Annotated in this window: 9 protein-coding genes and 1 pseudogene; 3 read left to right on the top strand and 7 right to left on the bottom strand. The window is 43.4% G+C overall.

Features of this window, described 5'->3' with window-relative positions:
- Positions 1 to 44: 44 nt before the first annotated feature.
- From luxS to VHA01S_RS17440, 4 genes are all read right to left on the bottom strand, one after another.
- Positions 45 to 560 carry an S-ribosylhomocysteine lyase gene (luxS, locus tag VHA01S_RS17455; protein ID WP_023405669.1) on the bottom strand — a complete coding sequence of 172 codons (516 nt, stop codon included), beginning with the start codon at positions 558 to 560 and terminating at the stop codon, positions 45 to 47.
- A 15-nt stretch (positions 561 to 575) separates the two neighbouring features.
- The gene (gshA, locus tag VHA01S_RS17450; RefSeq protein WP_023405668.1) at positions 576 to 2,144 is read right to left on the bottom strand and encodes a glutamate--cysteine ligase; all 1,569 of its coding nucleotides are present in this window, start codon (positions 2,142 to 2,144) and stop codon (positions 576 to 578) included.
- A gap of 99 nt (positions 2,145 to 2,243) precedes the next feature.
- Positions 2,244 to 5,129: a M16 family metallopeptidase gene (locus tag VHA01S_RS17445; RefSeq protein WP_023405667.1), complete on the bottom strand. Its 2,886-nt coding sequence runs from the start codon at positions 5,127 to 5,129 to the stop codon at positions 2,244 to 2,246.
- Between the two features lie 9 nt (positions 5,130 to 5,138).
- Entirely contained in the window at positions 5,139 to 5,594 is a 456-nt protein-coding gene (locus VHA01S_RS17440; RefSeq protein ID WP_023405666.1) for a YqaA family protein, read from the bottom strand.
- Positions 5,595 to 6,186: 592 nt separating this feature from the next.
- Here VHA01S_RS17440 and VHA01S_RS17435 point away from each other — a divergent pair.
- From VHA01S_RS17435 to VHA01S_RS17425, 3 genes and pseudogenes are all read left to right on the top strand, one after another.
- Positions 6,187 to 6,522, top strand: a complete 336-nt coding sequence (locus VHA01S_RS17435; RefSeq protein ID WP_023405665.1) for a hypothetical protein — start codon at positions 6,187 to 6,189, stop codon at positions 6,520 to 6,522.
- Positions 6,523 to 6,669: 147 nt separating this feature from the next.
- A complete protein-coding gene (locus tag VHA01S_RS17430; protein WP_023405664.1) occupies positions 6,670 to 7,320 on the top strand; it encodes an Abi family protein in 651 nt (216 codons plus the stop codon).
- A gap of 7 nt (positions 7,321 to 7,327) precedes the next feature.
- A pseudogene (locus tag VHA01S_RS17425) lies at positions 7,328 to 7,525 on the top strand (helix-turn-helix domain-containing protein); the annotation flags it as partial.
- Between the two features lie 346 nt (positions 7,526 to 7,871).
- Here VHA01S_RS17425 and VHA01S_RS17420 read toward each other — a convergent pair.
- The 3 genes from VHA01S_RS17420 to VHA01S_RS17410 are packed head-to-tail and all read right to left on the bottom strand — an operon-like array spanning position 7,872 to position 11,092.
- A complete protein-coding gene (locus tag VHA01S_RS17420) occupies positions 7,872 to 9,002 on the bottom strand; it encodes a sodium ion-translocating decarboxylase subunit beta (protein ID WP_023405662.1) in 1,131 nt (376 codons plus the stop codon).
- Positions 9,003 to 9,011: 9 nt separating this feature from the next.
- Positions 9,012 to 10,799 carry a sodium-extruding oxaloacetate decarboxylase subunit alpha gene (oadA, locus tag VHA01S_RS17415; protein ID WP_023405661.1) on the bottom strand — a complete coding sequence of 596 codons (1,788 nt, stop codon included), beginning with the start codon at positions 10,797 to 10,799 and terminating at the stop codon, positions 9,012 to 9,014.
- Between the two features lie 29 nt (positions 10,800 to 10,828).
- Positions 10,829 to 11,092: an oxaloacetate decarboxylase subunit gamma gene (locus tag VHA01S_RS17410; RefSeq protein WP_023405660.1), complete on the bottom strand. Its 264-nt coding sequence runs from the start codon at positions 11,090 to 11,092 to the stop codon at positions 10,829 to 10,831.
- Positions 11,093 to 11,361: the final 269 nt, after the last annotated feature.

The following is an 11,361-nucleotide window of genomic DNA, read 5'->3' as shown; positions in this document are numbered from 1 at the left end:
TCAGTTCATTTCATTTCGGAGCCTTTTTCACGAGTATTATCCAATCACACTTTTAGTGTTTGTAGCATCTCTTCTGGCAGTGCTAATTCGTCATTCTTATTCACAGAGACACCCGCATCTAAGATAGCGCTAGCAATGGCTTTTGCTTCTTCTAGAGAGTGCATTGCCGCTGTACCACATTGGTATTCGTTCAGCTCAGGGATCTTGTTTTGACCTTCTACTTTAAGTACATCGTGCATAGATGCAATCCAAGCAGTTGCCACTTCAGACTCTGATGGAGTACCAATTAGGCTCATGTAGAAACCAGTACGGCAACCCATTGGGGAGATATCAATGATCTCCACAGCAGCACCGTTTAAGTGGTTACGCATAAAGCCAGCATAAAGGTGCTCAAGAGTATGAATACCCGTCTCAGACAAAATGTCTTTGTTTGGCTGAGTAAAACGAAGATCGAAGACAGTAATCGTATCACCGCTTGGAGTTTGCATTGTTTTAGCCACACGTACAGCTGGTGCATTCATTTTAGTGTGGTCAACGGTAAAACTATCTAGTAAAGGCATATCGGCTCTCCAAGGTTATTTCAGATACGCGAAGTAATCTTTTAAGTATTGTTCAAAATCTACCGCATCGGCAGCTTCGATTTGATGTTGCTTATTGAGTGAATCAGACACTTCTTGATCCATGATCTCTTTCGAATAAGCACCGTATTTATGTTGACGATATTGCTCTTGGTAGCTGTTGCCTAGCTGCATACCAAATTGACCATTGCCGCCATGCTGTTTCACTTTCTCTAGCATTTTGCCTGACAGGGTCAGTTCTGGCTCATCAATCCAATCGCGCAGTTCAGTAAGTACATCTTGGTAATCATTATTACCGTATGCCGCATCCATCTCTTTGGCGATCATTTCAAATTGATCGAAGATACGGTGTACCCACTGTTGCAGCGTTAATTTCTCGCCATCGCAACCTATGGTTAAATCCACGCCTTTGCGACGACCTTCGGTAATCACTGAGTTCCAGTTACGTTGCCAACAAGTCAACTCGCAGTCATCCATAGGCGCTGACTCACTCAGTGCACACCAAGTAATGAAGATATCTAAGAAACGTATTTGACGCTCACTGATACCGACAGGGCTAAATGGGTTCACATCCAGTGCACGAACTTCGATGTATTCAACACCGCCACGCTCTAGCGCTTCAGACGGTTTCTCACCGCTTCTCGCAACACGCTTAGGTCGAATTGGCGCATACAGCTCGTTTTCAATTTGCAAAACGTTACTGTTCAGCTGTTTAAGATGTCCGTCTTCTTCTTCAAGACCAATCTTAGAGAATGCTTCTGATGGTGTACGAATGGCTTTGTTCAAGCCTTGCAGGTACTCTTCAACGCTATTAAAGCTGATTTTTAAATCGCTTTGCTCACTATTGGTATATCCCAAATCACTTAAACGTAAAGACGTAGCGTGAGGGAGATATAAAGTCTCGTTTAGTGTTTCAAAAGGAAGATTGGTTTCACGCCCTTTAACAAACGTATTGCAAATAGCAGGAGACGCACCGAAGAAGTATGGGATTAACCAACCAAAACGATAGTAGTTTCGAATCAGGCCAAAGTAAGCCTCTGATTTCGATGCTTGGCGAGCCGCTTGGTCTTGTTCGCCATATAAGCTATCCCAAAAACTTTCTGGGAATGAGAAATTAAAGTGCACGCCAGAGATAATTTGCATCAAGCTACCATAGCGATGCTTTAAACCTTGACGGTACAAGGTTTTCATTCGACCAGGGTTAGACGTGCCGTATTGAGCAAGCTCGATATCATCTTCATTTTTCACCGCACAAGGCATAGATAGCGGCCATAGTTGCTCGCCTTCCAGTTTACTGTGCGCGTAGTGATGAATATCCTGTAATTGAGCTAATAACTCCGGAATATCGTGCGAAACAGGAGTGATAAACTCCATCAAAGATTCTGAGAAATCAGTCGTGATCCATTGATGAGTTAAGGTGGACCCTAAGCTCTGTGGATGCGGAGTAATTGCGATGTGCCCATCGGGGTTATAGCGTAGCGTCTCTCGCTCCACTCCACGTCCATACTGTTTAAATACCTGCTTGTTAGCAGTTACCTGCTTCAGGCGCTGAGAAAAAATAGTCAAAACAAGATCACTTATATATTTAGAGAGTACTCTCTCAATAGACAGTCCAGCATCTAATAAATAGATGCTGGACATACAACTGCTTTATAGATGGGTCAATTAAGGCTCAATTTCAAGTGTTTGAATCGGGAAATTTAGCGTCTTAAGCTGAGGCATTAACTGTTTAGCGTCCCCAACCACAATTATTTGATAGTCAGCAGGGTTAAACCACTTACTCGCAACCTCGTTAAGTGTCTGTTTAGAAACGTCTGCGACTATGCTATTGCGGGTAGCTAAATAGTCATGATCCAAATTGTAAGTCAGTATTGAGCTTAATAAATAGGCTTTTTGCTCTGGGGTTTCATACTTGAGCGCATCTTTTTGCCCCACAGCTAAACGCATGAACTCAATTTCTTTATCAGTAAAGCCCTCTTTTGAGGCCTTGTCCATCTCTTTAATGATCTCCTCAATAGCAGGAGCAGTAACGTCCGCTCTCACTTGTGCGGTGACCACAAAGGCGCCTAGCTCTCGATTACCAGTGACATAACTGCTCGCACCATAGGTGTAGCCTTTATCTTCACGTAAGTTTTGATTGATGCGACTGTTAAAGTTGCCACCCAAATTAAAGTTGGCTAATTGCGCCAAATAGCTCTCGCCGGTGGCATCAAAAGGCAATCCACGTCGTACTAAGCGCACAACAGATTGCGGTGCTCCCGGCTTATCAACCACATACAGTTTTTGTGGGGCGGGTTTGGTCAACTTATGGTGACGTAGCATAGGAATCACTTCCCCCTGCCACTGCTGTAAACTGCGAAGCTCTTTCTTCACTTGAGACTCAGAGATATCGCCAACCACTAAGATTTGCGTCCCTTTAGGCGTATAGAACTTGTTATGGAAGTTCTTCACGTCTTGCAAAGTCAGGCTTTTCACCGACGGCATAGTACCTGATGAAGAACGAGCAAAAACACTATTGCCATACAGCACTTCTCTGGTCGCTTGTGAAGCTAACCAGCTTGGGGTTTGATGCTCATACACGACACCTTCTAGCATCTGACGCTTTACGCGTGCAAAGTCTTCTTTGCTAAATAACGGTTGGAAGAAGGCTTTTTCTACCAGTGCCATGGTCGCAGTAAAATTCTTACTTAGGCTAGATAGAGTTAAGGTTGTCGAATATTGACCTGCACTCAATGATGCCGAACTGCCCAATTTATCCAGCTCAGCTTGAAACGCTTCACTGCTTAATAAGGCGCTTCCCTCTGACACCATAGAAGCGGTCAAGCTAGCTAACCCTTCTTTACCTCGCGGCGCATAACGATTACCCGCAGGCATTCTGATCTGCATCATCACTGTTGGCGTTTCTGAGGTTTTACTGCCCAGCACTTCGATATCATTTTGCAGATGGAAGGAATAAAGCTCAGGCATAGTGCCAGTTACCGCTGATTGAACTTGCGGCATCACCGAGCGGTCAAAATCGTCATGCACAAAACGATACTCTAAATCACTGTCGGTGATTTTTTGATGCTCGGGTAATGTTCTTGGTGGCGTAACAAACGTTGCCTCTTTCGCCGCCAGTTGCAGTTTACCTTTTGGCACAACGGACAAGGTCACTTTGTGCTTATTATGAATAAACCTTTGATAAGCCTTATAGATAGAATCCGGTGTGACTTGATGTAAACGATCTAACTCAATTTGCAAACGATCCGGTTGCTGATAGAAGGTTTCGTTTGCAGCCAGTTGCGCCACCTTGCCGTGCACACTTTGCAAAGCAAAAATAGCGCTCGCCTCAGCGCTGCCTAATACTTGTTGTAATACATCAGGGTCGATATCCGAAGTCTGCATACCTTCAATGATGTCATACACTTCGTTATATAAAGGAGTCAGGTCGGCACGCTTGCTTGAATCAGCCATAACATACACATAAAAATTGCACGACAGTTCTTCACAGCGATGGAAAGCACCGGCATCTAAGGCTTTGCCTGTCTTGACTAATTTTTGATACAGAATACTGTTTCTACCACTGCCTAACACCGTGGCTAATACATCAAGATCCGCATTATGTTGCTCGCCAAGATAGGTGGTAGGCCAGCCAATCACTAGCATTGGCTGCTGTATGCGATCTTCTAGGGTGATATAACGATCTTCGCTTAGTACCGCAGGCTGTTTTGGCGCAGCTTTCACTTCTGGCCCTTTTGGAATAGAAGCAAAGTATTTTTCTACCCATTGCAGTACTTGCTGGGTATCAAAATCCCCGCCTATGGTCAGTACCGCATTATTCGGGCCATACCAACGTAAGAAAAAGGCTTTGAGATCGTTAACATCAACTTTGTCGAGATCGTCAACATAACCAATTGTTTGCCATGAATATGGGTGGCCCTCTGGATACATGGCCTCGCCCATTTTCTCCCACATTAAACCATAAGGACGGTTTTCATAATTTTGTGCACGCTCGTTTTTCACTGTGGAGCGTTGTATTTCAAATTTATGTTGAGAGACGGCCTCTAGTAAGAATCCCATACGATCAGATTCTAACCACAGTATTTTTTCTAATTGATTGGACGGTACGGTTTCAAAGTAGTTAGTGCGATCGCTATTGGTTGTTCCATTTAGCGAGCCACCAGCTTGAGTAATCAGTTTAAAATGCTCTTGATCAGCAACATGCTTAGAGCCTTGGAACATCATATGTTCAAAGAAATGCGCAAAACCCGATTTACCGATTTCTTCTCTTGCAGAGCCCACATGATAAGTCACATCAACATGCACTAAAGGGTCGGAATGATCAGGGGCTAAAATTAAGGTTAAGCCATTTTCTAGCTTATATTTTGCGTAGGCAATTGAGGCTGTGCCCGGAGTCGCATCAACTTGCTCCACCAATTGAATGCCTAAATCGCTCGATTTCAATTCTGCAGGTTTATCTTGAGAGCTACAGGCAGAAAGTAGCGCCACAACGGTCAGCGCCCCCACTAACTTATACTTCGACAATGACAAATTGAAATGAGGTAAAATCATTAATATTCCTTATAGATTACTTAGACTAGTAAATATCCAAACTAGCGTCACATAACGAATTAGCTTTCCAAAAGTGATCAACAGCAGACAGGGTAAAAAGCGCATCCGAAGCCATCCCGCTGTTAAACATAATGTATCACCAATAATTGGTGCCCAGCTAAATAATAACGTCCAATATCCATATTTATGTAACCAAGCTATAGCCTTATGACCATGCTTTGCTCCTTGAGTTCGATTCGGGATCCACAAACCAATCCAATAGTTGGTTAATCCTCCCAAGGTATTGCCTAAAGTCGCCACAATTATAATGTCTGACACAGGATGTTGATGCTGACTGAGTGCACCAAGCAACGCAGCTTCAGAGCCTCCGGGTAAAAGCGTGGCACTTAAAAATCCGGTAACAAATAATAAAGTGAGAGTAGAGCCTGCAAGCAAGGTATCTAATTGAGCAAATATGGCATCCACTAAATGATGTCCTCAACGGGAAATACAGACATCGGTAACACCTGATACGTCATGAGCCTAAGCGGCATAATATTGTTGTCTAATTTAAAAGAAGTCGCGTTACATAGTACCGATTATCATATTGAAGATCATTGTTTTGCGGTGTTATTTGGTTGTACTCAGAGCAAAAACAGGTGTACTAGGTTAAGTCGTTGCAGATTCGGGGATCGAATAGAAATGGAGAGCATTATTAAGTGATTTTTCTGTGAGGCGATAGCTTAAAGCAAGTGTGATTGATGTATGAGAAAGGCGGGTGACTGACCCGTTTGTACCCAAAGCTTACTATCACAAACCCGTCGATGACCTATCATTTGTAGTGATAGGTACGCAGGAAACATTTTTCTCTTTGCAAAATTCAAGACCTGACCCCACTAACTATTCACATCCTAATTGTTCGGGTCATGCGGAACGCCATTCAATATTGAGATTAATGACGAAAATACTAGACGGAAAAAAGTGATACCGAGCTGAGAAAAATCATTCAAAACCTACTGCATTATTAGAGATGAGCGTTAGCAAGATGACTATCAGGAAATAAACTGGCAAAATTTGCGTGAAAAAACTAAGGATATGTTTAAGTGAGATATTTACTGACAACGGGCATCGCATCCCTAAATTCTATAAAGCTGATAGTTCAATAGTAGAAGTCGAATTGAACTACGTTGACACTAAATTAGTTTCATCCATTGATGAGAGCGGCAAACTAACTCACAAGCAAGTCTGCGGAACATCACCTTGCACTGGCAACATTTGGCTGGTGGACTCTGTAGATAAGTCACTACACCGCTTAGCTGAGCATGATGTTTACCCGTACATTAATAAAGCGGCAGCGAGAGAGAACGCTAAACGTTTGGGTTTGCAGACGTTTAAATACATTTCTGTACCTTAGAAACGAAAAAACCTGCACAATGGCAGGCTCTCTCTTTATCATATGTCTTTGGTGGGCTGCCGAAACAGGGATATCCAAAGCTCTCATGACGTATATTAGGCCAATTTGCCCTGCTGGTCAATAACCAATAATATTCAAGGAACTTCAATGCCTCACAATGCTATTGAACAAACTCTGTCGGTGAGTCGGTTTTCTACATACCGAAATGCCATTATTGCAGCTCAAGGGGCAGACTGCCCAATTACCGCGCTTCAACTTTATGAGTGGAATGCTCAGTTGGCCTCCAGGTTTTTCTTTCCATTACATATCTACGAAGTTGCACTACGTAATGCGATCTCTGAAGCCTTATCAAAGCGATATGGACAAGACTGGCCTACAAATGCTGTATTCGTAAATTCACTCAATAGCCAAGACAAATACACATTGAATCAAGCGCTTTCAGATGGGTATAAAGGTGTAGGTAAACTATTGCCTGAACTTAAATTTGTATTCTTTGAGAACATGTTAACCAAACGCCACGATGGGCGCATTTGGAAGCCATATATCAATGATGTATTTCCTAATGCACCTAAAACCATTACAGCACCAGAGCTAAGGAAACAACTTAAAGAAGCGTGCTATGTCATCAGGAAATTTAGGAATCGTTGTGGTCATCATGAGCCTGTGTTCAATAACCAGAACCTTGCCAACATCATGCCTTACATGGCAGAAACTATGAAATGGCGATGCTCCGATACATACCATTGGTTCAATCAGCAAGAAACTGTTTCAGACCTGCTCACTAACCCCATTATTTGAGATTACAATGACAGAGAAACCAAGCAAAACCCAAACCTCTTTTCTTAGGCGTCTGCTAGTGGCCTACTTAATTGATACAGGCAAAAATACAGTACCCCTAGTGATGGATGCGACTGGTATGCCGCGAAGAACAGCGCAGGACACGATCAAAGCCTTAAATAAGTTAGAAATAGATATTGAACAATTCAATCGTGGTGAATATAGAGGAACTTTGAATGACAGGATATGAACTAATACACCTAAATTGTATTAGTTCAGACTTAATCTGATACTTCATTCTGAAATGAAGCGAGGTGCCCATTTTGATTAAAAATACTGAGTCTATAATCTAAACCCCCTATGGAACAATGGTACACAGTACTACAGATCTAAAACACTTTTGGCCAACCATGAATTTGAAAATTCATATTAAAATAACTCTGAGAACAAATGTTAATTCCAGAAAAACGCCTCAATAGATACTCTATTAAGGCGTTTTAATTTCTGTACCAACCCATGTTTATAGCAAAACACAATGGCTTGGTATTAACTTTTTTAGACTTGTACTTTTATTAACCCACTAGCGCCAGCAAAATACCCGCAGCAACGGCTGAGCCAAGCACACCAGCAACGTTTGGTCCCATTGCGTGCATTAACAAGAAGTTTTGTGGGTTGGCATCTAGACCTACCTTATTCACCACTCGTGCGGCCATTGGGACGGCGGAAACACCTGCTGCGCCAATTAATGGGTTAATGTCTTCTTTAGATACCTTATTCAGCAGTTTCGCCATTAGAACGCCACCTGCTGTACCAATACTAAAGGCTACTGCGCCCAAGCCAAGAATACCTAGTGTTTCAACATTTAAGAATTTATCCGCTTGCAGTTTAGAGCCTACGCCTAAGCCTAAGAAGATAGTCACAATGTTGATCAACTCGTTCTGAGCGGTTTTGCTAAGACGATCCACCACACCGGCTTCACGCATTAAGTTACCTAAACAGAACATTCCCACCAATGGAGAGGCTGATGGTAAGAAGAGTATGGTCATCAGCAATACGCCCAGAGGAAAACAGACTTTCTCTGCTTTACCGACATGACGTAACTGACCCATCTTGATCTTACGCTCTTCTGGGGTGGTTAAGGCTTTCATGATTGGTGGCTGGATAATCGGCACCAACGCCATGTAGCTATACGCTGAAACCGCAATTGCCCCTAGCAGTTCGGGTGATAACCGACTGGCTAAGAAGATGGCGGTTGGCCCATCCGCACCACCGATGATGGCGATAGATGACGCGTCTGCCAAACTAAATTCCATGCCCGGTACATAGTTAAGTAAGATTGCGCCAAACAAAGTCGCAAAAATACCAAACTGAGCTGCCGCACCTAACCAAAGTGTTTTAGGGTTAGCAATCAAGGCACCAAAATCGGTCATTGCGCCTACGCCCATGAAGATAAGTAATGGGAAGATCCCCGTCGAGATCCCCACTTCATAGACGTAATACAGCAAACCACCCGGCTCGGTAAAGCCGGTATTTGGAATGTTTGCTAATACTGCACCAAAACCAATTGGTAGCAATAGTAGGGGCTCAAATCCCTTACGAATGGCAAGAAATAACAGACCACAACCGACCAAGATCATACAGATTTGGCCAAATTCAAAGTTAGCGATGCCCGTCTCTTTCCAGAGAGTAATTAAACCATCCATGTTGCTTCCTTACGCTAGGCTAAGTAACGGTGAACCAACAGAGACAGCATCTCCTTCTTTAACATGTAAACCTTGTACTACGCCGCCTCTTGCCGCGCGCACTTCAGTTTCCATTTTCATCGCTTCTAGGATAAGCAGTACATCGCCCTCTTCCACAACTTCGCCACTGCTTACATTTACTCTAAAGATATTACCCGCTAAAGGTGCAGGAACATCTTCGGCATCTGTTTTAGGTGCAGGAGCGGTGGCAGGAGCTTGTTGTGTAGCCGCCGGTGCAATCGAGGTAAGCTCCCCTTGAGGGCCAACTTCTACGTTATATACTTGTCCGTCGACTTTAACGCTATACGCTTCAATTGCCGTATTGGTGCTTGTTGCTGCAGCTGCAGGCGCTTTTTCTTCAGCAGCTTCTGTGCCAGGCGCTGGTTCAAACATCGCAGGGTTATGACGATTTTTCAGGAACTTAAGGCCTACTTGCGGGAATAGCGCATAAGTCAGTACGTCATCTTCGATATCTTCTGCAAGTGAGATGCTTTCTTCTTTCGCTTTCTTTTGTAGCTCTAAAGTGAGTTCTGCAAATTCATCATCAATCAGATCAGCAGGGCGACAAGTCACAGGCTCTGCACCATCAAGAACTTTTAGCTGTAGCTCGCTGTTGAGCTCAGCAGGTGCTTTACCGTATTCACCTTTTAGGACACCAGCGGTTTCTTTAGTGATGCTCTTGTAGCGCTCACCAGTGAGGACATTAATCACCGCTTGCGTGCCCACAATTTGCGAAGTTGGTGTAACTAAAGGGATATAGCCAAGATCTTTACGTACACGAGGGATCTCTTGCAATACTTCATCTAAACGATCGGCTGCGCCCTGCTCTTTAAGCTGGCCTTCCATATTGGTCAGCATTCCGCCTGGTACTTGAGCAATTAAGATGCGTGAATCTACACCTTTAAGCTGGCCTTCAAACTTGGCATACTTTTTACGCACTTCGCGGAAGTAAGCTGCGATAGGTTCGATTTGATCAAGTTTCAGGTTGGTGTCGCGCTCAGTGCCTTCTAGCATAGCGACAACGGTTTCTGTCGGCGTATGCCCGTAAGTGCAACTCATAGATGAAATGGCGGTATCTAGGATATCTACGCCCGCTTCTACCGCTTTCACTGCTGTGGCAGTGCTTAATCCAGTCGTAGCATGGCAATGCAAGGCAAGAGGCACATCACAAGACGCTTTAATGCGCGTGATAAGCTCTTCGGCTTCATACGGCTTAAGTAATCCAGACATGTCTTTGATACATAAAGAGTGACAGCCTAAATCTTCCAGTTTCTTAGCTAAATCAACCCACGTCTCTAAATTATGTACAGGGCTAGTGGTATACGAAAGTGTGCCTTGCGCATGCGCGCCAACATCGACCACTGATTTGACTGCGGTTTCAAAGTTACGTACATCGTTCATAGCATCAAAGATACGAAATACATCCATACCGTTTAAATGGGCACGCTCTACAAATTTTTCTACTACGTCATCACCATAGTGGCGATATCCTAGAAGGTTTTGACCACGAAGTAGCATTTGCATTGGGGTATTAGGCATGGCTTTTTTAAGTTCACGCAGACGCTCCCACGGATCTTCACCTAAAAAACGAATGCACGAATCAAATGTCGCTCCACCCCAAGTTTCCAAAGACCAGTAACCCACTTTATCTAACTCAGCAGCGATAGGTAGCATGTCTTCTATACGCATACGAGTGGCAAACAAAGATTGATGTGCGTCTCGCAAGACCACATCAGTTATAGCTAGCGGTTTAGTCATTTTAATTAACTCCTTTTAATTTTTATATTCTATTGAGCTACAGTCGAGCGATGACGATGCACAGCGGCCGAAATAGCGGCCACAATTTTTGGATCGTTCTGAGCTGTCGAATCAGCAGTCTTAACTTGTTTTGTATTCTTGGGGCGTACAGGCGCAGTCGGTTGTTCAGTCGGAAGGAGTTTCGACATTAAGCGAACAACAAATACCAGCAATGTAAGAAAAAGAAAAACCATGGCCATACCAATAGCCATAATTGAGGCTGCTTCAGACAGCAAACCTGTGATGTTATCCATAATATTTATTCCCTTAGTTGTCATCCTGACAAAGTGATGCATTCACACCAAGCATCTGATTATCTAGATTGATAAGAGTTTGTCAATTTTCTTTACGCATATAATTGCACAGAAACAATTGCACAGAAAATATCTGAAAGGAACAAGAAATGCGCAGATCTGCCAAAAACTTATCAAAAACGGCAAAAAGGCAACATTAAATGTTAATTATTTGTGGGGAATGTGAATATCAAGATATAAAAAAACCCCGCCGAAGCGAGGTTTTTAAA

The sequence above is a fragment of the Vibrio halioticoli NBRC 102217 genome, assembly GCF_000496695.1.
GTDB classification, from domain to species: Bacteria; Pseudomonadota; Gammaproteobacteria; order Enterobacterales; family Vibrionaceae; genus Vibrio; species Vibrio halioticoli.
This window is presented reverse-complemented; position numbering and strand designations above follow the sequence as displayed.